Here is a 25,247-nt window from a genome sequence, read left to right on the forward strand (position 1 = left end):
CCCGGGTTTTCCCGCAGCGCCACCTATACTTCGGCCGTCCATCGCCCCCACTCCCCTCGCCGGCCCCACGCTCCATGCCCTTGCGCGACCCGAAGCACGACCTGCGCCGCCGCGCGCGCAGCCAGGAAGACAAGGCGCTGGTGCGCGAGGACTTCATCGCCGCGGGCCGGCGGCTGCTCGCGGCCGAGGGCGCGGCCGGCGTGTCGCTGCGGCGCGTGGCGGCCGAGGCCGGCTATGCGCCGGGCAGCATCTACCAGTACTTCCACGACCAGCAGGACCTGTTCTTCCACATCCGCGGCCGCGACATGGACAGCGCCACCGAGCACCTGCGCCGGGCCATCGCGCGCACGCGCGATCCCGCGCGGCGCGTGCACAAGCTGTTCATGGCCACCGCCGACCACTGGCTCGCGCACATGGAGGAGTTCCTCGAGATCTTCCCCGCGCCCAGCCTGCGCGAGCCGCCGCCGCTGGACAGCGAGGGCCGGCCCTTCGGCCGCTCGCGCGCGGTGGTCGACAGCCTGCAGCTCTACTACGACACGGTCGATGCCTTCTTCGCCACGCTGCCGCGCCCGCCGCTGTCCTCGCGGCTCGCGGCCGACACGCTGCTGGCGTCGGTGTTCGGCACCATCGCCTTTCCGTGCATGACGCGCACCATGGCCTGGTCGGATACGCGCGCGATGGTGTCGCAGCTGGTCGAGGCGATGCTCGCGCAGTGGGCGGCGAAGGGCGCGGCGGCCGCGACACGCGCGCGCTGAGCGGCAAGCGGCGCCGGCGCGAAGGCCGCGGGGCGATCGGTGCAGAATCGCCTGCGCCGCGCCGGCCGTTCCCGCTTCCATGCCGCCCTCCCCGCCCTCTTCCGCCCCCCAGCCGCCGCCGCGCCGCCGCCGGCGCGCGCTGCTGCTCGGCGCCGGCCTGCTCGCGCTCGCGGCGCTGCTGATCGGCGCCGCCGGCCAATGGGCCGCCGCGCGCGAGGCCAGCTTCCAGGCCGACTCGATCCGCCGCGCGATGGAAGTGCACGTGCTGGGCCTGCGCGACTCGGCCGGCAAGTACAGCTACCTGCCGTTCACCGCGGCGCTGCATCCCGAGGTGCTGGCCGCGCTCGCGCACCCCGGCGACGCGGCCGTGAAGCAGCGCGCCAACCTCTACATCGAGGAGGTGAACCGGCAGGCCGGCTCCGACGCGCTCTATCTGATCGACCCGCAGGGCCTCACGCTCGCGGCCAGCAACTGGGCCACGCCGCAGAGCTTCGTCGGCGAGTCCTATGCCAACCGGCCCTACTTCATCGATGCGCGCGCGGGCCGCAGCGGCCTGTTCTACGGCGTGGGCCAGACCACCGGCGAACCGGGCCTGTTCATCTCGGCGCCGGTGCGCTCGGACACGGGCGCGGTGATCGGCGTGGTGACGGTCAAGGTCAGCCTGCGCGCGCTGCAGGAGGCCTGGACCTTCGTGCGCGACCCGATCCTCTTGACCGACGCGCGCGGCATCGTGTTCCTGAGCTCGGTGCCCGCGTGGATGTATCAGGCCACGCGCCCGCTCGACGCGGTGCAGCTCGAGCGGCTGCGGCGCGACCAGCAGTACGGCGCGCGCGCCAGCTTCCCCGCGCTGCCCTGGAAGACCCAGCGCGGCGACGGCGAGCCCGGCTACCTGGTGCGTACCGCGCTCGGCGGCAAGCCGCGCAGCTTCCTCGCGATCGACGAGCCGCTGCCCGACCTGGGCTGGACGCTCACGGTGATGGTCGACCATGCCGAGGTCACGCGCGCGCGCGAGCGCACCTGGATGCTGGGCCTGCTGGGCACCGGCGTGCTGCTGCTCGGCGGCCTCTACTGGCGGCTGCGCGAGCGCCGCTTCGCCGAGCAGCGCGATGCGCGGCGCGAGCTCGAGCTGCGCGTGCGCGAGCGCACCCACGAGCTCGACGAGGCCCATGCCTTCCGCAAGGCGATGGAGGATTCGCTGCTGGTCGGCATGCGCGCGCGCGACCTCGAGGGCCGCATCACCTACGTCAACCCGGCCTTCTGCGAGATGACCGGCTACGGCGCCGACGAGCTGCTCGGCAAGCTGCCGCCCTACCCCTACTGGCATCCCGACGAGGTGCCGCGCCACTGGCACCACTACGACGCCATGATGAGCGGCCAGCCCGCGCTGTCGGGCTTCGAATCGCGGCTGCGCCATCGCGACGGCCGCGAGGTCATCACCATGGTCTACACCGCGCCGCTGATCGATGCCGACGGCGGCCACGCGGGCTGGATGAGCTCGGTGGTCGACATCACCGAGCAGAAGCGCGCCGAGCTGCGCCAGCGCCAGAACGACGAGCAGCTGCAGCATGCGCAGCGGCTCGCGAGCCTGGGCGAGATGGCCTCCACGCTGGCGCACGAGCTCAACCAGCCGCTGATGGCGCTGAGCAGCTTCGCGGGCGCGGCCAAGGCCTTCGCCGAGCAGGGCAACCAGGCGCTGCTGGCCAGCAGCCTCGACGAGACCATGGCGCAGGCGCGCCGCAGCGCCGAGATCGTGCGGCGCATCCGCGGCTTCGTGCGCCAGCGCACCGCGGGCACGGAAGACTGCGCGGTGGCGGCGCTGGCGGCCAATGCGCTGGCGCTGCTGCAGGGCGAGATGCGCCAGCGCCAGTCGCGCGCCGAGGTGCGCATCCCGGCCACGCTGCCGCCGGTGCGCGGCGACCGCGTGCTGCTCGAGCAGGTGCTGCTGAACCTGCTGTCCAACAGCCTGCAGGCGATGCAGGCCACGCCGGTCGAACGGCGCGTGGTCGAGCTCGAGGCCGGGGTGGTCGAGGGCCGCATGGAGATCCGCGTGCTCGACCGCGGCACGGGCATCGACGACGCGCTCGCCGAGCAGGTGTTCGCGCCCTTCTTCACCACCAAGCCCGGCGGCCTCGGGCTCGGCCTCAACATCTGCCGCACCATCGTCGAGGCGCACCGCGGCCGGCTGGTGTTCGACCACCGTCCGGGCGGTGGCACGGTATTCACCCTCGTGCTGGAGATCCCCTCCCCATGAACGCATCCGCCAACAACCTCTGCGTGGTCGACGACGACGAGGCCGTGCGCCGCTCGCTCGGCCTGCTGCTGCTCTCGCGCGGCTACGCGGTGCAGACCTTCGCCTCGGGCGAGGACTTCCTGGCCGGCGCCGACCTGCAGCGCGCGGGCTGCGCCATCCTCGACCTGCGCATGGACGGCATGAGCGGACTGCAGGTGTTCGACGCGCTGCGCGCGCAGGACAGCCCGCTGGTGGTGCTGTTCCTCTCGGGCCATGGCGACATCCCGATGGCGGTGGAGGCGGTGCAGAACGGCGCCTTCGGCTGGCTCGAGAAGCCCTGCAACGACGAGCAGCTGCTCGACAGCATCGCGCGCGCCCTGCAGCGCGCCGGCGAGATCGCCGCGAAGCGCCAGGCGCGGCAGGCCGCGCAGTCGCTGTGGGACAAGCTCACGCCGCGCGAGATGCAGGTGGCGCGGCTGGTGGCCGAGGGCAAGCCGAACAAGCAGATCGCGCTCGAGCTCGCGCCGCTCGAGCAGCGCACGGTGGAGACCCACCGGGCCCACGTTTTCGCCAAGCTGGGCCTCGCGAACAGCCACCAGCTCGACCGCTTCCTGCGCGAACACGGGCTGTAGCCGGGGCCGCGCCGACCCGGAAACGCCACCTAGGGTTAACCCTTGCGTACCGATACGTAGCCGCGCGGCGGTGGGCTACGGACGACGGCGCGCGGCCGCCGCGACAGACTCCCCGGGCACCGATTCAGGCCGCCGGGACACCGCCCGCGGCCGCGACCCGAGACAAGGACACGCCATGAACACCCTCGCCCGCACCGGCGGCGCCCCCGCCGGCGCCTCGCCGGCCGACACCACGCCCTACACCTTCGAGGAGAAGCGCAAGCGCATCTTCGCCATCTTCGCCGCCTCCTCGGGCAACCTGGTGGAGTGGTTCGACTTCTACGTCTACGCCTTCTGCGCGATCTACTTCGCGCCGGCCTTCTTCCCCAAGTCCGACCCCACGGTGCAGCTGCTCAACACCGCCGGCGTGTTCGCGGCCGGCTTCCTGATGCGCCCGATCGGCGGCTGGCTGTTCGGCCGCATCGCCGACCGCAAGGGCCGCAAGACCTCGATGGTGACCTCGGTCGTGATGATGTGCGTGGGCTCGCTGGTGATCGCCTGCCTGCCGACCTATGCGCAGATCGGCGCCGCCGCGCCCGCGCTGCTGCTGCTCGCGCGGCTGCTGCAGGGCCTGTCGGTCGGCGGCGAGTACGGCACCACCGCCACCTACATGAGCGAAGTGGCGATGCGCGGCCAGCGCGGCTTCTTCTCCTCGTTCCAGTACGTCACGCTGATCGGCGGCCAGCTGCTCGCGGTGGTGGTCGTGGTGGTGCTGCAGCAGGTGCTCGACGAGGCCGAGCTCAAGGCCTGGGGCTGGCGCATTCCCTTCGTGCTGGGCGCCGTGGCGGCCATCGTGGCGCTGCTGCTGCGCCGCACGCTGACCGAGACCGCCAGCACCAAGACCCGCGCCGCCAAGGGCGCCGGCACCATGGGCGAGCTGTTCCGCCACCACAAGCGCGCCTTCTTCGTGGTGCTGGGCTACACGGCCGGCGGCTCGCTGATCTTCTACACCTTCACCACCTACATGCAGAAGTACCTGGTGAACTCGGCCGGCATGTCGATCAAGACCGCCAGCAACGTGATGACCGCCTGCCTGTTCATCTACATGTGCATGCAGCCGCTGTTCGGCGCACTGTCGGACCGCATCGGCCGGCGCAGCAACATGCTGCTGTTCGGCGCGCTCGGCATGCTGATGACGGTGCCGGTGCTCAGCAGCCTGCAGAACGTCGCGAGCCCGCTGATGGCCGGCGTGCTGATCACCGTCGCGCTGGCGGTGGTGAGCTTCTACACCTCGATCAGCGGCATCGTGAAGGCCGAGATGTTCCCGCCCGAGGTGCGCGCGCTCGGCGTGGGCCTGTCGTACGCGGTGGGCAACGCCATCTTCGGCGGCAGCGCCGAGTACGTGGCGCTGGGCCTGAAGTCGATCGGCCACGAGTCCTACTTCTACTGGTACGTGACCGCGATGATGGGCGTGGCCTTCCTGGTCAGCCTGCTGCTGCCGCGCCAGGCCACCTACCTGCATCACGACAAGTAAGACAAGGCGCTCGCGCGTCGAGAAGAGTCCCGCCGCGGGGTCCGCGCCGGGACTCTTTTTTTGAGGCCCGATCACTCCGCGCCGAGGCTGCGCAGGTAGGCGCACAGCATGTCGGCCAGCGCCTCGGAGTAGGCCTTGATCTGCGCCTCGGTGCGCGGCGTTTCCGAGAACTGCTTGCCGACCGCGCTGAAGGTGGTGGTGACCAGCTCGCCGGCCAGCGCGCGCCGCGCCTTCGACAAGCCGGGCAGCGCCTCGCGCAGGAAGGCCTGCATCGCGCGTTCGCCCGCGGCGCGCGCGGCCTGCGCCTCGGGTGCGTCGCGGTAGAACGGCGCCGCGTCGTGCAAGGCGGTGCGCATGCCGGCCTCCTCGCACTCCGAGCGCACGAAGGCATGGACCAGCCGGCGCAGACGATCGAGCGGCGGTGTCTGCACGTCCTCGAGGATGCCGCACAGCAGCTCGGTGGTCTGGCGCCATTCGTCGCTCTGCAGCCGGAACAGGATCGAGGCCTTGTTCGGAAAGTACTGGTAGACCGAACCCACGCTCACGCCCGCGCGCTCGGCCACGCGCGTGGTGGTGAAGCGGTGCACGCCCTCCTTGGCCAGAACCTGAAGGGCGGCCTCGAGGATCGCCGCGACGAGGTCGCTCGAACGGGCCTGCTGGGGCTGTCTTCTCGAGGAGAGCGGGGCGCTGCGGCGGGTGGGCATGGCGTGGCTTCGGAACGCGAATGGAAAATATGAATGTTCCTTCATATTATCGACGCACACCGTCCAATCCCTGAAGAACACCATGAACACACTGACCACCGCACCGCTCGCGCCCCTGCTGGAGCGCCTGTTCGCCGAGGCCGATGCCTCCTCGCCGCGCACCAGCGCCGCCGTTGCCGGCCTGTCGAGCGACGAGCTCGCGCGCCTGATGCGAAGCCGCACCGAGTACCTCGATTTCTACGCCCGCCTGAAGGACTTCCCGCTCGCCGTCTCGCGCGAGACCGGCACGCTGCTCTACATGCTCGCGCGCGGCAACGGCGCGCGCAGCATCGTCGAGTTCGGCACCTCCTTCGGCATCTCCACCCTGCACCTGGCCGCGGCCCTGCGCGACAACGGCGGCGGCCGGTTGCTGAGCACCGAGTTCGAAGCCTCGAAGGTGGCGCGCGCCCGCGCGAACCTCGCGGCCGGCGGCCTCGCCGACCTGGTCGAGGTCCGCGAAGGCGATGCGCTGCGCACGCTGGCCACCGACCTGCCCGACAGCATCGACCTGCTGCTGCTCGACGGCGCCAAGGCGCTCTATCCCGAGGTGCTGGCACTGGTCGAGGCGCGCCTGCGCCCCGGCGCGCTCGTGATCGCCGACAACGCCGACCACAGCCCCGAGTACCTCGCGCGCGTGCGCTCGAGCGCGGCCGGCTACCTGTCGGTGCCTTTCGCGTCCGACGTCGAACTCTCGATGCGGCTCGGCTGAGCCTTCCTTTTTTTTCCGCCAGTCCCGCTGGCCGTAAGCGTCTGACGTCAAGCAACGCACCCCCGCGATCCTCGCGGCCGGGGTGCGTTTTCCTTTTCGCACCGGCCGTCCGAGGAACCACCTGGACCTCCCCAATGACCTCCACTTCCGCCCCGGCGATTCCCGCGCCGTCCCGCTCCGCGCAGAGCCGCCTGCTGCTGCTCGCCGCGGTGCTCTTCATCTCCTACCTCTGCGTCGGCCTCTCGCTGCCCGTGGTGCCGGTCCACGTGACGACGCGGCTGGGCCTCGGCAACTTCTGGGCCGGCCTCGCGGTCGGCATCGCCTTCCTCGCCACCGTGCTCACGCGCGCGACCGCCGGCAGCCTGTCGGACCGCCAGGGTCCCAAGCGCGCCGTGGTGCGCGGGCTGGCCTTCTATGTCGCGGGCGCGCTCGTCGCATGGCTCGCGGGCCTGTGGATTCCCACGCCGTGGATCGGCTTCGGCCTGCTGGTCGCGGGCCGCCTGCTGCTGGGCCTCGGCGAGAGCCTGGTGGCCGTCGGCGTGATCGGCTGGGGCATCGGCCTCGTCGGCCCCGCGCGCTCGGGCCAGGTGCTCGCGCTCGTCGGTGCCGCCATCTACGGCGCGCTCGCGGTCGGCGGTCCGGTCGGCCTCGCGCTGCTCGAACGCTTCGGCTTCGCCGGTGCGATGGCCGCGAGCGCGCTGCTGCCCTGCATCGGGCTGCTGGCCGTGTGGCGGCTCGAGGGCGTGGCGGTGCAGCCGGGCGCGGGCCGGCCCTCGCTGCGCAGCGTGCTCGGCATCATCTGGCCGCATGGGCTGATCGTGTGCCTGCAGGGCATCGGCTTCGCGGCCATCGGCGCCTTCTTCGTGCTGCACTTCCGCGGCCAGCACTGGTCGCATGCGGGCCTCGGGCTCACGGCCTTCGGCAGCGGCTTCGTGCTGGTGCGCATCTTGTTCGGCCACCTGCCCGACCGCATCGGCGGGCTGCCGGTGGCGATCGTGTCGCTGGCGGTCGAGGCCTTCGGCCAGGCGCTGATCTGGCAGGCGCCGAGCCCCGTCGCCGCGCTCGCGGGTGCCTTCCTCACCGGCCTCGGCTGCTCGATGATCTTTCCGGCCATGGGCCGAGAAGTGGTGCGGCTGGTGGCACCGCAACTGCGCGGCACCGCGCTCGGCGGCTTCTCGGCCTTCCAGGACCTGGCCTACGGGCTCACCGGCCCCGTGGCCGGGTTGCTCGCGGACCGCGCGGGCTATGGCGGCGTGTTCCTCATCGGCGCAGGCGCGGCGCTCGCCGGCCTGCTGATCGCACTGCGGCTGCGCAGCGTTGCGCGTGCATGAGAAAGCCCCACTCTCCCTTCGCACCGCAGGCCCTCTCTCGCGTTCGAATACACTCCACGCCGCTTGCAGCCTGCATCCGAGGCTGCGCCGTCATAGGCAACATGACGAATCAAACCTATCAGGAACTCAGTTGAACCGCATCGAACTCGTTGAGAAAATCGCCACCACCCACAACGTCAGCAAGGCAGAAGCCGCGCGCATCGTGGAAACGGTCACCAGCTCCATCGTCGCCGCCGTGAAGAAGGGCGACCCCGTCCAGATCGTCGGCTTCGGCACCTTCAAGCAAGTTGCTCGCGCAGCCCGCACCGGTTTCAACCCGAGCGTCGGCACCAAGATCAAGATCGCCGCCCAGAAGGTGCCGAAGTTCGTGCCGGGCGCCGCCTTCAAGGCCGCCGTGGACCCGAAGGCCGCCAAGCGCAAGGCCGATGCCAAGCCCGCCGCCAAGTCGGCTGCGAAGCCCGCTGCCAAGCCGGTCGCGAAGAAGGCTGCCGCCGCCCCCGCCAAGAAGGCCGTGGCCGCGAAGAAGAAGTGATGCACCGCGGCCTCTCGCAGGCCGCATGCACGCGATGAAGACGGCCCCGCGGGGCCGTTTTCTTTTGGGGCGGCCGAATCAGGCGCGCTTCCTCGGCCGCCGCACCACCTGCGCGCCCGTGCTGAACTCGGCCGCCGCCTCCACCACCCACTCGCTGAACAGCTGCACCGCCTGCGAATCGCGCTTGTGCTCGGGGTACACGAGGCAATAGCGCTTCTCGTGCTTGAGGCTGATGTCGAAGGGCATGGCCAGCGTGCCGCGCGCCACGTCCTCCTGCACGTAGAAGCGCGGCACCAGCCCCACGCCCAGGCCCGCGCGCGCGGCATCGATCACCATCGCATAGAGCTCGAAGCGCATCGCCGGCGGCGGCACCGGCTGCGTCGAGCCCGCGGCCTCGAACCAGCGCTGCCAGGCCTCGGGCCGCACGCGCTTGTGCAGCAGCGGCAGCGCGATCAGGCCGGCGGGCTTCTTCAGCTTCGACAGGTCGAAGTGGGCCGGGCTCAGCACCGGCACCACCTCCTCCTCGAACAGATGCACCTTCTCGACCGCATCCCACACCGGGTCGTCGAAGTGCAGCGCAGCATCGAGGTTGGTGCCGCGGAACGCGAAGGGCTCGGCGCGCTCCGACAGGTTGACGGTAATGCCCGGGTTCCTGCGCAGGAAGTCGTGCAGCCGCGGCAGCAGCCAGCGGCTCGCGAAGGTCGGGATCACGGCGAGCTCGAGCACGCCGCCCGCGCCCTTGTGCTGCATCAGCGACTTGGTATGCAGCTCGATCTCGTCGAGGTTGCCGCGGATGTTGCGCGCATAGAGCCGGCCCGCGTCGGTCAGCACCACCTGCTTCTTGCCGCGGCTGAACAGCTTCACGCCGAGGAAGCCCTCGAGCACGGCGATCTGCCGGCTCACCGCGCTCTCGGTCAGGTACATCTCGGCCGCGGCGCGCGCGAAGCTCTCGTGGCGCGCGGCCGACTCGAACAGCGACAAGGCGACGGTGCTGGGGATTTTTCGCTTCATGACGGATCGCGGCCCTTGGATCGAGGCCCCATTCTTGACCAGGACGAGCCGCGGCGGCACCTATTCCTCCACCTGGATGCGAGCCGCGCGCACCACCGCGCCCCAGCGCGCGTTCTCGCTCTTCACGAAGGCGCCGAAGTCGCGCGGCGCGATGTTCGAGGGCGTGTAGCCGATGTCGGTCATGCGCGCGCGTGCCGCCGGATCGCGCACCACCTTCTCGACCTGCGCCTGCAGCGCCTCGACCACGGCGGCGGGCGTGCCGGGCGGCGCGAGGATGCCGAACCAGGTGTCGGCATCGACCGCGTAGCCGAGCTCCTTGAGCGTCGGCACGTCGGGCAGGCCCGCGAAGCGCTCGGGCGAGCCGAGCGCGAACAGCTTGAGCTTGCTGCGGCTCGCGACCGCCAGCGGCGTGGGCACGAAGCCGTACTCGACGTCGCCGGCCATCACGGCCGACATCACGGGCGCGGCGCCCGCATAGGGCACGGGCAGCGCCTTCGTGCCCTCGGCGCGCGAGCGCAGCAGCTCCATGCCCATCTGCGCCATGCTGCCCGGGCCCCAGTGCGCATAGGTGACCTCCCTGGCGCGCGCGCGGGCCACGAAGTCGGCCACGTCCTTGGTCTCGCTCGCGGGCCGCGCGGCCATCACGAAGCCCATCTTCGCGACCAGTGCCACGGGCTGGAAGCCGTCGGGGTCGTAGCGCACGGCCTTCTTGTAGATGTGCGGCGAGACCGAGATGAAGTCGGCCGCCGCGAACAGCAGCGTGGTGCCGTTGGCCGGCGCGGCATAGACGTAGTTGGCGCCGAGGATGCCGTTGACTCCGGGCCGGTTCTCGACGATCAGCGGCTGGCCCAGCGTGCTGCCGATCTGCGTGGCGACCAGCCGCGCGAGCACGTCGGTGCCGCCGCCGGGCGCATAGGGCACGACCAGGCGAATGGGCCCGGGCGGTGCCCAGTCGGCGCGGGCCGCGAAGCCGCCGAGGGCCGCGCAGGCGATGGCCAGGGCCGCGAGGCGGCGCGTCGTGATGAAGGGCATGTCTGTCTCCTTGGTTGTATGGACGTGCCGCGCCGCACCGCGCGGGCGGTGATGGCTGGGCAGCCGGAAAGAAAGCGGGGGCCGCGTCAGCGCGGTATCGCGTGGCGCGCGGCATGCGCGCCAGCGATGCGTCCGAACACGGCGCCGCGCAGCACCGAGGTCGCGCCCGTGTAGACCTGGTGGTAGAGGCCCGCGGCCTCGCCGGCCGCATAGAGGCCGGGGATGGTGCGGCCGTCGTTGTCGATCACCTGCGCATCGCGGTTGGTCTTCACGCCGCCGAAGGTGAAGCAGATGCCCGACATCACCGGGTAGGCGCAGAAGGGTCCGCGCGCCAGCGGCAACGCCCAGTTCGACTTGGGCGGCGCGATACCCGCGGTGGCCACGCCGTCCACCGCGAGCGGCGAGAAGCGCGCGTCGGCATCGCCCGCGCAGGCCGCGTTGAAGGCCGCCACCGTGGCCAGCAGGCCGGCCGGATCGATGCCGCAGGCGCGCGCGAGCGCGTCCAGCGACCCGGCCTCGATCGGCGGCTGGTCGGTGCGGATGCCCTTCTTCCAGTTCGGCACCTCGTGGATGCGCTGGTCGTAGACCATGAAGGCGATGCCGTCGGGTTGGTCCTTGATGGCGCGCGCGATCGGGTCGTAGTGCACGTCGACCGGCCCCGGCGCCTCGTCGACGAAGCGCCGGCCGTCCTTGTTGACCAGCAGGCCGTACGAGAAGCTCATCACCAGCGGCTCGACCTGGGCCGAGCGCGGGTCCATCGGCTCGGCATGGTAGGAGCCGAAGTCGCCGGCCGGCGCGCCGCCGGCATCGAGCGCCATGCGGATGCCCTCGCCGCGGTTGTAGTAGCCGCCGCGCGCCACCGGCCGCAGGTAGCGCGCCTGCGGGCCGATGTAGCGCGTGAGCATCTCGGGGTTGCCCTCGAAGCCGCCCGTGCCCAGCACCACGCCGCGCGCCACGATGCGCCGCACGCTGCCGTCGGGCCCGACGGTGTCGACCGCCAGCTCGCCGCGCGCGTCGGCGCGCCGCAGCTGCTGCGCGGTGCTGCGGTAGCGGATCGCCACGCCCAGGCGCAGCGCTTCGTCGCGCAGCGCCTCGATCAGCGCGAGGCCGCCGCCCACCGGCATCAGCCGCGGCGCGGCCGCGGTCACGAAGTAGGTCGGCAGCGCAGCGAAGCGCACGCCGAAGCCCTGGAGCCACCGCACCGTGGCGCCGGCCTCGCCGGCCAGCGTGGCGACCAGCTCGGGGTCGGGCATGCCGTGCGCCTTGACGTGCGGCGGCCAGTCCTCGTAGGGCGCGGCCGCGTGCTGCACGATCTCGGGATCGATGTGGTGGCCGGCATTGGCCACCAGCAGTTGCTCGAAATCGTCGCTGACCTCGGTCTCGCTCTTCATGCGGAAGTAGGACTCGGTCCAGCGCGTGTTGCCGCCGAACTCCTCGGGCGTGGCGCGTTCCAGCACCGTCACGGTCGCGCCCGCGGCGGCCGCGGCCACCGCCGCGCTCAGGCCCGAGATGCCGCAGCCGACGACGAGCACGTCGCAGCGGTCGATGGGCAGGGATGCTTCGTTCATGTCTCCACTTTCTTCTCGTGTCGTTGCGTCGCGCGCGGCTGTCAGTACTTGCGGATGAACGGGTCCGGCATGTCGAGCTCGGTCGAGATCCACACGCTCTTGGTCTCGAGGAATTCCTTCACCGCCTCCACGCCGCCCTCGCGGCCCTGGCCGCTGTCCTTGAAGCCGCCGAAGGGCGTGGTGAAGCTGGTCGAGCGGTAGTTGTTGATCCACACCGTGCCGGCCTTGAGCCGCTCCGACATGTGCATCGCGCGGTGCAGGCTGCGCGTCCACACGCCGGCCGCGAGGCCGAAGCGGATGTCGTTGCCGATGCGCACCGCGTCGGCCTCGTCCTTGAACTTGAGCACCGACAGCACCGGCCCGAACACTTCCTCCTGCGCGATGCGCATGCCGTTGTCCACGCCCGTGAAGATGGTCGGCTCGACGAACTGGCCCGCGCCGTAGCCCGGGCCGCTGCGCACCTTGCCGCCGAACGCGCAGTGCGCGCCCTCGGCCTTGGCGATGTCGATGTAGCTCACCACCTTGTCGAACTGCGGCCGCGTGGCCACCGGCCCCACCTGCACGTCGGGCAGCGAAGGGTCGCCGAGCTTGGCCTTGGAGGCGATCGCGACCAGCCGCTCGACGAACTCGTCGTGGATGCTCTCCTGCAGCAGCAGCCGCGAGCCCGCCATGCAGGTCTGGCCGCCGGCCGAGAAGATGCCGGTGATCACGCCGTTGGCGGCGCGCGCGAGGTCGGCGTCGTCGAACACGATGTTGGGCGACTTGCCGCCGAGCTCGAGCGTCACGCGCTTGAAGTGCTTCGCCGCCGCCACGCTCACGCGGCGCCCGCCCTCGTCGCCGCCGGTGAAGGCGATGCAGGCCACACCCGGATGCTCGACCAGCGGCTCGCCCACCTCCTTGCCGAAGCCCGTGACCACGTTGAACACGCCGGGCGGAAAGCCCGCCTCGGCGAACAGCCGCGCGAGCTCGAGCAGCGACACCGAGGTGTGCTCCGAGGGCTTGGCGACGATGGCGTTGCCGGCCGCGAGCGCCGGCGCCACCTTCCAGGCCGTCAGCAGCAGCGAGGAGTTCCACGGCGTGATGGTGCCGACCACGCCGATCGGCTCGAGGCGCGTGTAGTTGAAGACCTTGGGCTTGTCGATCGGGATCACCGCGCCCTGGATCTTGTCGGCCAGGCCGCCGTAGTAATAGAAGTACTTCGCCATGTACGACACCTGGCCGCGCACCTCGCTGCGCAGCTTGCCGTTGTCGCGCGCCTCGGCCTCGGTGAGGGTGTCGAGGTTGGCCTCGATCAGCGCGCCCAGCCGGTGCAGCAGCATGCCGCGCTGCGTGGCCGACATCTGGCCCCACGGGCCCTGCATTGCGGCCTCGGCCGCCTTCACCGCGCGGTCGACGTCCTCGGCATTGCCCTGCGGAATGCGGGCCCAGGGCTCGCCCGAGAACGGGTCGAGCGAATCGAACCACTGGGCCGAGGCGCTCGCCTGCCATTCGTTGCCGATGAAGAGTCTGTACTGCTGCATTGCTTGCGTGCTCCGTGTGTGGGCCGGGTGAACTGGATGAATGGCTTTCAGTTTCCGGCGCGGCACGCGGGGGCACAAGCGATGAGTCCTGGGCCTCTCGTGAGCTTTCGTCATCGATGGCCGCGGCGGCGTTCAGCGCAGCACGCGCGACTTGTCGCAGGCCTCCTCGAAGATCCGGTGGATCAGCTCGCGGAACCAGCGGTGGCCCGCGTCGTGCTCGTTGCGCGGATGCCAGACCGCGTCGATCGACAGGCCCAGCTCGGGCAGCGGCATCGGCACCGCCACGCAGTCCGAACCCGAGAGCACGCTGTCCATCCAGTGCGCGGGCATGGCCGCGATCAGGTCGGTGGATTCGATCACCGGCACCATGCCGAGCCAGGTCGGCACCTGGATCATCACGCGGCGCGCGAGCCCGCGCTCGGCCAGGATCTCGTCGAGGATGCTGCTGCCCACGCCCGAGACCTTGAGGTGGCCCAGCGAGAGGTACCTGTCGAGCGTCATCGGTTCGGAGGCCGCGGGATGGCCCTTGCGCATCAGCACCATCCACTGGTCGTCGAGGATGCGCCGCGAGGCCGACAGCACCGAGCGGCCGCGCGACACCGACAGCCGGATCTCCACGCCCTCGTACTCCACGCGGTCCGAGGGCTGGTACATGTCGAAGGACTGCACCGACAGGCTGACGCCGGGCGCCACCGAGCTCAGGTGGATGCACAGCCGCGGCAGCAGCAGAACGCCGACGTAGTCCGACAGCCGCAGGTGGAAGGTGCGGCGCGCGGTCGCGGGATCGAAACCGCCGCGCACCTCGATCGCGCTCTCGATCTCGCTGAAGGCCTTGCGAAAGCTCGTGGCCAGCCGCACGGCCTCGGGCGTGGGCGCCATGCCCTGCGGCGTGCGCGTCAGGAGCGGGTCCTTGAACTGCGTGCGCAGGCGGCGCAGCGCATGGCTCACGGCCGAGGCGGTCAGGCCCAGCCGGGTCGCGGCCTTGACCACGCTGCGCTCCTCGAACAGGGCTTCGAAGATGACCAGCAGGTTGAGGTCGATGCTGCGCAGGTTCAGGGGCGGGCCGCCGGCGGCGTTCATGGGATGAATCCGGTTCACGATGAAGATGACAAAGATGATCTTGCCGCATGCGGGGGCGTCTTAGAACAATAAGCCCGCATCCCCAGCTTCCTCTCCATGACCTCGCTTTCCCCGCATGACCGCCACCCGCCCGTGAGCGATGACCGCCCCGAGATATTCCCCGAAGGCTCCTGCGACACCCACTTCCACGTCTTCGGCGACGCGCGCGAATTTCCGCTGATCGACGAGCGTTCGTACACGCCGGCTCCGGCCTCCATGGCCGACTACCGGGCCGCCTTCGGCCCGGTGGGCGTCGAGCGCTGCGTGCTGGTGCAGCCCAGCGTCTACGGCCGCGACCATTCGCTGCTCAAGCGCACGCTGCGCGAAGCGGCGCCCGGCAGCATGCGCGGCGTGGCCGTGATCTTCGAGGACACGAGCGAGCGCGAGATCGAGGAACTGCACGCGCTGGGCGTGCGCGGCGCGCGCTGCAACGCGCTGTTCTCGGGCGGCGTGTCGGCCGCCAGCCTGCGCGCCATTGCCAGCCGCATCGCGGCCTTCGGCTGGCACCTGCAGCTGCTGGTCGACGTGGAACGCGATCCCTTTCTGGTGCCGCGCGTTGCCGCCACCGGGTTGCAGGTGGTGGTCGACCACTTCGGCCATCCGGCCCCGGGCTGGACGCCGCAGGGCCGCGGGCTCGCGAACCTGCGCGCGCTGCTCGCGGAAGGGCGCGCCTGGGTCAAGTTCTCGGGCGCCTACCGGCTCAGTGCATCGGCCTGCGCCACCGATCCCGTCGTGATCCCGCTGGCCCATGCGCTGGCGCGCGCCAACCCCGAACGCATCCTCTGGGGATCGGACTGGCCGCATCCCGGCATCGACGCACGCGCTACCGCCAGCAGCGAACTGGCAGGAGCGCTGCGCGCCTGGTTGCCCGACGGCGACCTGCAGCAGGTGCTGGTGCGCAACCCCACGCAGCTTTACTGGAACCATTGATTCATCACAGGGAGACGTTCGAATGACCGACAACAAGTTCAACCGCAGGACCTTCATCCAGGGCGGCGTCGCGCTCGCCGCATCGGCGGCGGCCTGGCCCGGCAGGGCGCAGGGCCGCGCCTTTCCGACCAAGCCCCTCACGCTGATCGTGCCCTTCGCGCCGGGCGGCAACGTGGACATCACGGCCCGCACCCTGGGCGTGCCGCTGACGCGGCATGCGGGGCAGTCGGTGATCGTCGACAACCGCGCCGGTGGCGGCGGTGCCGTGGGCACGGGCTGGGCCGCGCGCGCCGAGAACGACGGCCATTCGCTGCTGGTGGCCACGCCGGGCCAGCTCGGCACCCTGCCCGAGATGATCAAGGTGCCCTACCGCGCCGACAACTTCGTGCCCGTGGCCGTGCTGAGCCGCACGCCCGTGGTGGTGGTGGTGCGCGCCAACGATGCGCGCTTCAAGACCGCGGGCGACTTCCTGCGGGCGATGCAGGCCGGGAGCGAGAACGTGACCATCGGCCATGCGGGCCCGGGCTCGCCGAACCACCTGGCGCTGCTGCAGCTCGAGGATGCCGCGAAGGCACGCGTCAATGCCGTGCCCTACAAGGGTTCGGGACCGGCCGTGGTCGACCTGCTCGGCGGTCAGATCGACGCCGTGATCGACCAGATCACGAGCTCGGCACCGCACATCAAGAGCGGCGGCCTGCGCGCGCTGCTGGTGCTCGGCCCGCAGGTCGGCGGCATGCTGGCCGGCGTGCCGAACCTGGCGCAGCAGGGCATTGCGAACTTCGACGCCACCACCTTCGTCGGCGTGTTCGCGCCCAGGGGCATCGCGCCGCAGACCGTCGCGAGCCTGCAGGGCTGGATCGCGAAGTCGGTGGCCGAGCCGGAGTTCTCGAAGCCGATCCGCGAACTGGGCAGCGAGCCCTTCGCCGAGAGCGCGGCCTACCTGCAGCGGCTGGTGCAGGAGGACGCGGTGCTGGCGGCGCGGCTGGTCAAGCAAGGCCGCCTCAAGGCGGACTGATCGGCACGCACGGCCAGCCATGATCGCCCACGTTCCACCCCCGGTCACGCTGGCGCAGCACTATCGGCAGTTTCTCGCGGCGCTGGCCGCCGCAGGCTTCGAGGGCGAGATCAGCCAGCGTCATGCCGACCGCACGGTGCTTGCGACCGACAACTCGATCTACCAGCGGCTGCCGCAGGCCGTGGTGTTCCCGAAGCATGCCGACGACGTGGTGCGGCTCGCGACGCTGATGGACCGCGACGAGCACCGGCGTGTGGTGCTCGCGCCGCGTGGCGGCGGCACCGGCACCAACGGGCAGTCGCTGACCGACGGCATCGCGGTCGACCTGTCGCGGCACCTGAACGGCATCGTCTGGATCGATCCGGTGCGGCGCGTGGCGCGCGTGCAGGCCGGGGTGGTCAAGGACCAGCTCAACGCGGCGCTCGCGCCGCACGGCCTGTTCTTCGCGCCCGAGCTGTCGACCTCGAACCGCGCCACCATCGGCGGCATGGTCAGCACCGACGCGAGCGGCCAGGGCAGTTGCAGCTACGGCAAGACGCGCGACCACGTGCTCGCGCTCGAGGTCGTGCTGCCGGGCGGCGAGCGCTTCGACAGCCGTCCCGCCGGGCCCGACGAACTCCAGGCCCAGCTGGCACGCCCCGGCCGCGTGGGCGATGCCTGGCGCTGCGCGCACCGGATCGCCGAGCGCGATGCCGCGCTGATCGAGCAACGCTTTCCCAGGCTCAACCGCTGCCTCACCGGCTACGACCTCGCGCACCTGCGCGAGCGCGACGGCCGCTTCAACCTCAACAGCGTGCTCTGCGGCGCCGAAGGCTCGCTGGGCTTCATCGTCGAGGCCGAGCTCAACCTGCTGCCGATTCCGCGCCACACGATGCTGGTCAACGTGCGCTATGCGAGCTTCATGGATGCGCTGCGCGACGCCCAGGCGCTGATGGCGCATGCGCCGCTGTCGATCGAGACCGTGGACTCGCGCGTGCTGATGCTCGCGATGCAGGACATCGTGTGGCAGGGCGTGGCCGACTACTTCCCCTCGAGCGAAGACGGCGCGCCCACGCGCGGCATCAACATGGTCGAGTTCAGCGGCGATTCGCTGGAGGCACTCGAGACCCGCGTCGCGGCCTTCGTCGCGCACCTCGCGCGCGATGCCGGCGCGGCGCGCCTGGGCCACACCATCGCGGCCGGCCATGCCGCCGTGACCCGGGTCTATGCGATGCGCAAGCGCGCGGTGGGCCTGCTGGGCAATGTGCAGGGCGAGGCGCGGCCGCAGCCCTTCGTGGAAGACACCGCCGTGCCGCCCGAGCGGCTCGCCGACTACATCGCCGAGTTCCGCGCGCTGCTCGACAGCCACGGCCTCTCGTACGGCATGTTCGGTCATGTGGACGCCGGCGTGCTGCATGTGCGGCCCGCGCTCGACCTCAAGGACCCGGCCCAGGCCGCGCTGATCCGCCCGCTGTCCGACGCGGTCGCGCGGCTCACGCAGAAGTACGGCGGCCTGCTCTGGGGCGAGCATGGCAAGGGCGTGCGCTCCGAATACGCACCGGCCTTCTTCGGCCCGCTGTATGCGTCGCTGCAGGAACTCAAGGCCGCCTTCGATCCGCACAACCAGCTCAACCCCGGCAAGATCGCGACGCCCGCGGGCGTCGATGCGGCGCTGCTGCGCATCGACGAGGTGCCGATGCGCGCCGACGCCGACCGCCGCATCGACGAACGCGTGTGGCAGAGCTACGCCAGCGGCCTGCATTGCAACGGCAACGGCGCCTGCTACGACTTCGACCCCGACGACGCCATGTGCCCCTCGTGGAAGGCCACGCGCGAGCGCCGCCATTCGCCCAAGGGGCGCGCCTCGCTGCTGCGCGAATGGCTGCGGCTGCAGGGCGAGGCCGGCGTCGACGTGCTGCAGGCCGCGGCGCGGCAGCCCTCGTTCCTGGCCGGGCTGCCCGAGCGCTGGCGCAACGGCCGGCGGAGCGCGAAGGCCGCCGACGATTTCTCGCACGAGGTCTACGAGGCGATGGCCGGCTGCCTGGCCTGCAAGTCCTGCGCGGGGCAATGCCCGGTGAAGGTCGACGTGCCGGAGTTCCGTGCGCGCTTTCTCGAGCTCTACCACGCGCGCTACCTGCGCCCGCTCAAGGACTACTTCATCGGCTCGCTCGAATACAGCATGCCCGGCCTCGCACGCATGCCGGCGCTCTACAACGGCCTGATGGCCCTGCCCGCGGTGCGCGGCCTGCTCGCGCGACATGCCGGCATGGTCGATGCACCGCTCTTGAGCCGCTTCGATTTCGGCGCCACCCTGCGGCGCTGGAACGTGCGCCACGCCACGCCCTCGGCGCTGGCGCGGCTGAGTGCCGACGAGCGCGCGCGTTCGGTGGTGCTGGTGCAGGACGCCTTCACGCGCTACTTCGAGACGCCCGTGTTCGCGGCCTTCATCGCGCTGGCCGCGCGACTGGGCTGCACCGTGTGGCTCGCGCCCTTCCGGCCCAACGGCAAGCCGCTGCAGGTGCAGGGCTTCCTGCGCGCCTTCGACCGCGCGGCGCGCCGCAACGCCGACATGCTCGATGCGCTGGCGCAATGCGGCGTGCCGCTGGTCGGCCTCGATCCCGCGATGACGCTGGTCTACCGCCAGGAGTACGCCAAGCTGCCGCGGATGGCGCGCCTGCCTTCGGTGCTGCTGCCGCAGGAATGGCTGCTCGATGCGCTGCCCGCCGAAGCGCCGCCGCGCGCCGCGCCGGGCGACTTCCGCCTGCTCGCGCATTGCACCGAGAAGACCAACGCGCCCGCGGCCGCCGCGCTGTGGCCCCGGGTGTTCGCGCGCGCCGGCCTGCGGCTCGAGGCGCAGGCCAGCGGCTGCTGCGGCATGTCGGGCACCTACGGCCACGAGCAGCGCAACCTGCAGACCTCGCAGCGGATCTTCTCGCAGTCGTGGGCGCCGCTGCTGGCGGCCGAGCCCGCGCCGGCGGAATTCCTCGCCACCGGCTATTCGTGCCGCAGCCAGGTCGAGCGGCTGCGGGCGCGGCGCCTGCGCCATCCGGTGGAGGTGCTGGCGCAGCTGTATGGCGGTGGTGACGAAGAGGACGCCGACGCCGCGCACTGAACCCCGTTGATGAAAGGCGCTATCTTGTGTGCCGATCCATCGACCGGGTTCTCATGTCCAACGCCAGACTGCCCTCCTTCAAATTCCTGATCGGCTTCGAAGCGGCCGCGCGCCTGGGCAACTACTCGCGCGCGGCCGAGGAGCTTCACGTCTCGCAATCGGCCATCAGCCACCAGATCGCGCAGCTCGAGCAGCAGGTCGGCCAGCCGCTGTTCCGGCGCAAGGGACGCGGCGTGGAGCTGACCGTGGCCGGCGGCCTGCTGCTCGACAGCGTGGGCAAGTCGCTCGAGCAGATCCGCCACGGCCTGCACCGCATCGAGACCTACATGGACGACCGCCTCGTCACGCTGGTCTGCCCCGCGCCCGTCGCGCACGGCTGGCTGCAGCCGCGCATCGACCGGCTGCTGCAGGCGCATCCCGACCTGTGCCCGATCGTCTCGGTCGACGAGAGCGCCCGCTTCATCGACGAGCTCGACGTGGACATCGCGATCACGCGCGAGCCGCTGCAGCAGCCGGGCGTGTTCGAGGTGCCGCTGCTGAGCGACGAGCTGGTGGCGGTCGGCCTGCCCGACGCCGACACGGATGCCGCGCCCGGCCTGCTGTGCCTCGAGGCCGACCTCACGAGCGACCGCATCGGCCCCTTCATCCGCGAGCACTTCGGCCAGTTGCGCAAGACCGCGATCTACGACGACCCGCGCCTGCTGCTCGACGCCGCACTGCGCGGCCGCGGCCTCGCGCTGGTGTCGCGGCTCTCGGCCGACGATGCGCTGCGCAGCGGCCGCTTGCGCCACCTGGCGGCCTCGCCGAGCCTGCCGCTCGGCACCCTCTGGATCTCCCGCACGGAAGGCCCGTCGCGCCTGCCGCTGGTGCGCGAGGTGTTCGACAGCCTGTGGGGCTTCGCGCGTGAAGACGGTCATTTCATGAGCCAGATCGATTGATATGGCCAGAAAAGATCAATTGTGCGGATGAGTGAGCGTCTACAGAATCCGGGACTCCGTAGAAACCCTGATTCTTATGACGACTCGACGAACGCTCCTGGGCCTCGGTGGCCTGGGCCTCTTCCATGGACTGCTGAGCGCCTGCGGCGGTGGCGGCGGCAGCGCCGGCGGCCCCTCGCTCCCCTTTCCGCCGCCGGCGCCCGCTCCCGCGCCCGCGCCTTCCCCTGCACCCGCCAGCGCCTGGCGCATGCCCGACGAGGGCGGTGCCCATCGCGCCGTCTGGATGGCGTTCGCCGCGCGCGAATCGATCTGGAGCGCCGAACTGCGCCAGCCGGTGCAGCGCGCGCTGGCGCGCATCGCCAATGCGATCAGCGTCTACGAGCCGGTGAAGATGCTCGTGAACGCCGAGGATGCGGCCACGGCACGCCAGCTCTGCGGCTCCAACGTGCAGCTGATCGAACACCCGATCGATGACCTCTGGGCGCGCGACACCGGTTGCGTGTTCGTGCGCAACGCCCGCGGCGAGCGGGCCGCCGTGAACTTCAACTTCAACGGCTGGGGCCGCAAGCAGCCGCATGCGCGCGACGCCACGGTGGCGGCGCGCATGGCCGAACTCGCGGGCGTGCCGCTGCTGCGCAGCCGCCTGGTGCTCGAAGGCGGCGGCATCGAGGTCGACGGGGAAGGCACGGCCATCGTCACCGAGAGCTGCGTGCTCAACGAGAACCGCAACCCGGGCGTGACCAAGGCCGCGGCCGAGGAAGAGCTTCAGCGCCTGCTGGGACTCACGAAGATCATCTGGCTGCCCGGCATCGCGGGCCGCGACATCACCGACGGCCATACCGACTTCTATGCACGCTTCCTCAAGCCGGGCGTGGTGGTGGCGGCACTGGACAACGACCCCGAGTCCTTCGACCATGCCGTGACCCGGCGCCACCTGGAACTGCTGCGCACGGCGACCGATGCGCACGGACGCGCCCTGCGCATCGTCACGCTGGCCACGCCGGGCCGGGTGCGCCCCACCTACGCACGCAAGGAGTTCGCGGCCGGCTACGTGAATTTCCTGCTGACCGACAAGGCCGTGTTCCTGCCCGAGTTCGGCGATGCGGCGGCCGACGCGGCGGCCCGCGCGGCGCTGTCCGCGGAACTGCCGAGCCACCAGGTCGTGCAGCTCGACATCGATGCCATCGCCGCGGGCGGCGGCGGCATCCACTGCACCACGCAGCAGGAGCCGGTGTGACCCCGAACGCTTTCGCCAGGAGACCGACATGCATTTCTCGATGACCCGCCGCCGCCTGACCAGCGCCCTCGGCCTCGCGCCGCTGGGCTGCATCGCCGCCTCGCCCGCCGCCACGCCCGAAAGCTGGCTGATGCCCGACGAAGCCGCGCCGCACCGCGCCACCTGGATGTCCTTCGGCCCGAGCGAGGCGATCTGGGGCCGGCGCCTGCTGACGCCGGTGCGCCAGCACCTGGCCCGCATCGCGCGCACCATCGCCGAGTTCGAACCCGTGCACCTGCTGGTGCGCGAACGCGAGCACGACCTGGCCGCGCGCCTGTGCGGCAACCGCGTGCAGCTCGAGGTGCAGCCGGTGGACGACCTCTGGATGCGCGACACCGGGCCGGTGTTCGTGCGCAATGCGGCGGGCGAATGGGGCGGCGTCGACTTCAACTTCAACGGCTGGGGCGGCAAGCAGGCCCATGCCGACGATGCCGAGGTGGCCGGCTACGTGAGCGGTGCAGCCAAGGCACGGCCGCTGGCGACGGAGCTGGTGCTCGAGGGCGGCGGCATCGAGGTCGACGGCGCGGGTACGGCACTGATCACCGAGAGCTGCGTGCTCAACGCCAACCGCAATCCCGGCTGGCGCAAGGAGGACTGCGAGGCCGAACTGCGGCGCCTGCTGGGCCTGCGCAAGATCATCTGGCTGCCCGGCATCGCGGGCCGCGACATCACCGATGGCCACACCGACTTCTATGCGCGCTTCGCGGCACCGGGCATCGTGGTGGCGGGCCTGGAGAACGACCCCGATTCCTACGATCACGCCGTGACCCGGCGCCACCTCGAGATCCTGCGGCAGGCCACCGACGCGCGCGGCCAGCGCCTGCGCGTGGAAGTGCTCGCGGGGCCGGATTCGGTGCGCGACGCCTACGACAGCGACGAGTTCGCGGCCGGCTACATCAACTTCTACGTCTGCAACGGCGCCGTCATCGCGCCGCAGTTCGGCGATGCGCGCGCCGACGGCAACGCCCGCGCACTGCTGCGCGAGCTGTTCCCGAAGCGCGAGGTGGTGCAGCTCGACATCGATGCGATCGCCGCGGGCGGCGGCGGCATCCACTGCACCACGCAGCAGCAGCCGCGTTGAGGCCGCTCACACCACCGGCGGCAGTCGATCGAGCAGCTTGTCGAGCGTGATCGGATAGCTGCGCACGCGGATGCCGGTCGCGTTGTAGACCGCGTTGGCGACCGCGGCCGCGACGCCACACATGCCGAGCTCGCCCACGCCCTTGGCCTTCATCGGCGAGGAGATCGGGTCGGTCTCGTCGAGGAAGACCACGTCCTGGTGCGGGATGTCGGCATGCACCGGCACCTCGTAGCCCGCGAGGTCGTGGTTGACGAAGAAGCCATGCCGCTTGTCGACCGCCAGTTCCTCCATCAGCGCGCCGCCCACGCCCATGGTCATCGCGCCGATCACCTGGCTGCGCGCGGCCTTGGGGTTGAGGATGCGGCCTGCTGCGCAGACCGCGAGCATGCGCCGCACGCGGATCTCGCCGGTGACGGCATCGACGCCGACCTCGACGAAGTGCGCGCCGAAGGTCGACTGCTGGTACTTCTTGTCGAGGTCGCCGTACTCGATGCCGTCCTCGGCCGAAAGGCCTTCGGTGCCCGCGGCCTCGGCCAGCGGCACCGCGCGCTCGCCGGCGCGCACCATGCCGTCGGCAAAGCTCGCATCGGCGACCGCGAAGCCCAGCTTGCCCGCCACCGCCTCGCGCAGCTTCATGCAGGCCGCGAACACGCCCGAGGTCGAGTTGTTCGCGCCCCACTGCCCGCCCGAGCCGGCCGAGGCCGGGTAGGCCGAATCGCCGAGCCGCACCTGCACCCTGTCGAGCGGCAGCCCCATGGTCTCGGCGGCGGTCTGCGCAATGATGGTGTACGAGCCTGTGCCGATGTCGGTCATGTCGGTCTCCACCGTGACCATGCCGCGGTTGTCGAGCCGCACGCGCGCGGCCGACTTCGTGAGCAGGTTGTTGCGAAAGGCCGCGGCCACGCCCATGCCCACGAGCCAGCGTCCGTCGCGCCGCTGGGCCGGCGCCGCGTTGCGCTGGCTCCAGCCGAAGCGCTCGGCGCCGGTGCGCAGGCATTCGATCAGGCTGCGCTGCGAGTACGGGCGCTCGGGCTTCTCGGGATCGACCTGGGTGTCGTTGAGCACGCGGAACGCGATCGGATCGATTCCGAGCTTCTCGGCCATCTCGTCCATCGCGACCTCGAGCGCCATCAGGCCCGGCGCCTCGCCGGGCGCGCGCATCGCGTTGCCCTCGGGCAGGTCGAGCACCGCGAGCCGCGTGGCCGTGAGCCGGTTCGCGCCGGCATACAGCAGCCGGGTCTGGTTGACCGCCGTCTCGGGCTGGCCGCCCTCGAGGTCGCCCGACCAGCCTTCATGGGCGATGGCCGTGATGCGGCCGTCGCGCGCGGCGCCGATGCGGATGCGCTGCACGGTCGCGGGACGGTGCGTGGTGTTGTTGATCATCAGCGGCCGCGTCAGCGCCACCTTGACGGGCCGGCGCGCCGCGCGCGCGCCCAGCGCGGCGAGCAGCGCGTCGGCGCGCACGAACAGCTTGCCGCCGAAGCCGCCGCCGATGAAGGGCGAGACCAGGCGCACGTTCTCCTTCGGGATGCCCAGCGTCTTGGCGACGTCGCCGACGCCCCAGGCGATCATCTGGTTGGCGGTCCAGATCGTGAGCCGGTCGCCCTGCCACTGCGCGATGGAGGCATGCGGCTCCATCATCGCGTGCGACTCATCGGGCGTGCTGTAGGTCGCGTCGAGCTGCACCGGCGCCGCGGCGAAGGCGCCCGCGAAATCGCCGACCTTCGTCTCCGGCTCGCCCGAGAAGGCACTGGCCTTGGGCGGCTTCGCCGACGCCATCTCGGCCGCGAGGTCGAAGCAGCCGGCCGCGCGCGTGTACTCGATGCGCACCAGCTGCGCCGCGGCGCGCGCCTGCTCGAAGCTCTGGGCCACGACCACGGCCACCGCCTGGTGGTAGTGGTCGATCTCGGGCCCGGCCAGCAGCTTGGCCGTGTTGAAGTCGCCCTTGGCGAGCTTGCCGGCATTGCGCGCGGTGACGATCGCCAGCACGCCGGGCGCGGCCTGCGCGGCGCGCAGGTCCATCGAGGCGATGCGGCCCTTGGCGATGCCGGCGCCGATCACGTAGCCGTAGGCCGCGCCGGGCACTTCGGCATGGCGTTCGTAGGCATAGCGTGCGCTGCCAGTGGTCTTGACCGGGCCGTCGATGCGGTCGGTCGGGCGGCCGATGACCTTGAGCTGGTCGATCGCGTTGGTGGTCGCGGGGGTGTCGAATTTCATGATG

Annotated in this window: 20 protein-coding genes; 13 read left to right on the forward strand and 7 right to left on the reverse strand. The window is 71.2% G+C overall.

The annotated features are described in order from the left end of the window. Window positions 1–74: 74 nt before the first annotated feature. The 4 genes from AC1HIL_RS30655 to AC1HIL_RS30670 all read left to right on the forward strand — a co-directional run bounded on the left by AC1HIL_RS30655 (window position 75) and on the right by AC1HIL_RS30670 (window position 5,130). Window positions 75–755, forward strand: coding sequence for a TetR/AcrR family transcriptional regulator (locus tag AC1HIL_RS30655; RefSeq protein WP_261216946.1), 681 nt, complete (start codon window positions 75–77; stop codon window positions 753–755). Between the two features lie 79 nt (window positions 756–834). Continuing rightward, entirely contained in the window at window positions 835–3,006 is a 2,172-nt protein-coding gene (locus AC1HIL_RS30660) for a sensor histidine kinase (protein WP_479670749.1), read from the forward strand. Continuing rightward, the gene (locus AC1HIL_RS30665) at window positions 3,003–3,617 is read left to right on the forward strand and encodes a response regulator transcription factor (RefSeq protein WP_422095995.1); all 615 of its coding nucleotides are present in this window, start codon (window positions 3,003–3,005) and stop codon (window positions 3,615–3,617) included. Before AC1HIL_RS30660 ends, AC1HIL_RS30665 begins: the two co-directional genes overlap by 4 nt. Before the next feature lie 175 nt (window positions 3,618–3,792). Next, window positions 3,793–5,130 carry an MFS family transporter gene (locus AC1HIL_RS30670; RefSeq protein ID WP_057591388.1) on the forward strand — a complete coding sequence of 446 codons (1,338 nt, stop codon included), beginning with the start codon at window positions 3,793–3,795 and terminating at the stop codon, window positions 5,128–5,130. Window positions 5,131–5,201: 71 nt separating this feature from the next. Here the strand turns inward: AC1HIL_RS30670 and AC1HIL_RS30675 are convergent, their stop codons facing one another. Further along, window positions 5,202–5,879, reverse strand: a complete 678-nt coding sequence (locus AC1HIL_RS30675; protein ID WP_479670750.1) for a TetR/AcrR family transcriptional regulator — start codon at window positions 5,877–5,879, stop codon at window positions 5,202–5,204. Between the two features lie 37 nt (window positions 5,880–5,916). On the opposite strand from AC1HIL_RS30675, the gene AC1HIL_RS30680 reads away from it, so the two are divergent. The 3 genes from AC1HIL_RS30680 to AC1HIL_RS30690 all read left to right on the forward strand — a co-directional run bounded on the left by AC1HIL_RS30680 (window position 5,917) and on the right by AC1HIL_RS30690 (window position 8,445). Further along, complete coding sequence (locus AC1HIL_RS30680) at window positions 5,917–6,582, forward strand: O-methyltransferase (protein WP_479670751.1); 666 nt, start codon at window positions 5,917–5,919, stop codon at window positions 6,580–6,582. A 134-nt stretch (window positions 6,583–6,716) separates the two neighbouring features. Next, window positions 6,717–7,913 (forward strand): arabinose transporter, encoded by a 1,197-nt coding sequence (locus AC1HIL_RS30685; protein WP_479670752.1) that lies wholly within the window; start codon window positions 6,717–6,719, stop codon window positions 7,911–7,913. Between the two features lie 130 nt (window positions 7,914–8,043). After that, the gene (locus tag AC1HIL_RS30690; protein WP_093341107.1) at window positions 8,044–8,445 is read left to right on the forward strand and encodes an HU family DNA-binding protein; all 402 of its coding nucleotides are present in this window, start codon (window positions 8,044–8,046) and stop codon (window positions 8,443–8,445) included. Window positions 8,446–8,523: 78 nt separating this feature from the next. Here the strand turns inward: AC1HIL_RS30690 and AC1HIL_RS30695 are convergent, their stop codons facing one another. The 5 genes from AC1HIL_RS30695 to AC1HIL_RS30715 all read right to left on the reverse strand — a co-directional run bounded on the left by AC1HIL_RS30695 (window position 8,524) and on the right by AC1HIL_RS30715 (window position 14,656). After that, window positions 8,524–9,456, reverse strand: coding sequence for a LysR family transcriptional regulator (locus AC1HIL_RS30695; protein WP_479670753.1), 933 nt, complete (start codon window positions 9,454–9,456; stop codon window positions 8,524–8,526). A gap of 60 nt (window positions 9,457–9,516) precedes the next feature. Then, window positions 9,517–10,488 carry a Bug family tripartite tricarboxylate transporter substrate binding protein gene (locus tag AC1HIL_RS30700; RefSeq protein ID WP_398492600.1) on the reverse strand — a complete coding sequence of 324 codons (972 nt, stop codon included), beginning with the start codon at window positions 10,486–10,488 and terminating at the stop codon, window positions 9,517–9,519. 86 nt (window positions 10,489–10,574) lie between these two features. Then, on the reverse strand, window positions 10,575–12,056 hold the full coding sequence (locus AC1HIL_RS30705; protein WP_479670754.1) for an FAD-dependent oxidoreductase: 1,482 nt from the start codon (window positions 12,054–12,056) through the stop codon (window positions 10,575–10,577). A 41-nt stretch (window positions 12,057–12,097) separates the two neighbouring features. Further along, the gene (locus tag AC1HIL_RS30710; RefSeq protein ID WP_057591394.1) at window positions 12,098–13,576 is read right to left on the reverse strand and encodes an aldehyde dehydrogenase; all 1,479 of its coding nucleotides are present in this window, start codon (window positions 13,574–13,576) and stop codon (window positions 12,098–12,100) included. Between the two features lie 132 nt (window positions 13,577–13,708). Next, window positions 13,709–14,656 carry a LysR family transcriptional regulator gene (locus tag AC1HIL_RS30715; RefSeq protein ID WP_261216966.1) on the reverse strand — a complete coding sequence of 316 codons (948 nt, stop codon included), beginning with the start codon at window positions 14,654–14,656 and terminating at the stop codon, window positions 13,709–13,711. Between the two features lie 132 nt (window positions 14,657–14,788). On the opposite strand from AC1HIL_RS30715, the gene AC1HIL_RS30720 reads away from it, so the two are divergent. The 6 genes from AC1HIL_RS30720 (at window position 14,789) to AC1HIL_RS30745 (ending at window position 23,026) form a co-directional block, all read left to right on the forward strand. After that, a complete protein-coding gene (locus tag AC1HIL_RS30720; RefSeq protein WP_479670755.1) occupies window positions 14,789–15,625 on the forward strand; it encodes an amidohydrolase family protein in 837 nt (278 codons plus the stop codon). Between the two features lie 22 nt (window positions 15,626–15,647). Then, complete coding sequence (locus AC1HIL_RS30725) at window positions 15,648–16,640, forward strand: tripartite tricarboxylate transporter substrate binding protein (RefSeq protein ID WP_479670756.1); 993 nt, start codon at window positions 15,648–15,650, stop codon at window positions 16,638–16,640. Between the two features lie 19 nt (window positions 16,641–16,659). Further along, complete coding sequence (gene ydiJ, locus AC1HIL_RS30730; RefSeq protein WP_479670757.1) at window positions 16,660–19,731, forward strand: D-2-hydroxyglutarate dehydrogenase YdiJ; 3,072 nt, start codon at window positions 16,660–16,662, stop codon at window positions 19,729–19,731. 53 nt (window positions 19,732–19,784) lie between these two features. Next, window positions 19,785–20,669, forward strand: a complete 885-nt coding sequence (locus AC1HIL_RS30735) for a LysR family transcriptional regulator (protein WP_479670758.1) — start codon at window positions 19,785–19,787, stop codon at window positions 20,667–20,669. Between the two features lie 76 nt (window positions 20,670–20,745). Beyond that, window positions 20,746–21,906 carry an agmatine deiminase family protein gene (locus AC1HIL_RS30740; protein ID WP_479670759.1) on the forward strand — a complete coding sequence of 387 codons (1,161 nt, stop codon included), beginning with the start codon at window positions 20,746–20,748 and terminating at the stop codon, window positions 21,904–21,906. 28 nt (window positions 21,907–21,934) lie between these two features. Further along, complete coding sequence (locus AC1HIL_RS30745; RefSeq protein ID WP_422095986.1) at window positions 21,935–23,026, forward strand: agmatine deiminase family protein; 1,092 nt, start codon at window positions 21,935–21,937, stop codon at window positions 23,024–23,026. A gap of 6 nt (window positions 23,027–23,032) precedes the next feature. Here the strand turns inward: AC1HIL_RS30745 and paoC are convergent, their stop codons facing one another. Then, complete coding sequence (gene paoC, locus AC1HIL_RS30750; RefSeq protein ID WP_479670760.1) at window positions 23,033–25,243, reverse strand: aldehyde oxidoreductase molybdenum-binding subunit PaoC; 2,211 nt, start codon at window positions 25,241–25,243, stop codon at window positions 23,033–23,035. Window positions 25,244–25,247: the final 4 nt, after the last annotated feature.

The sequence above is a fragment of the Variovorax sp. ISS6 genome (assembly GCF_056523145.1).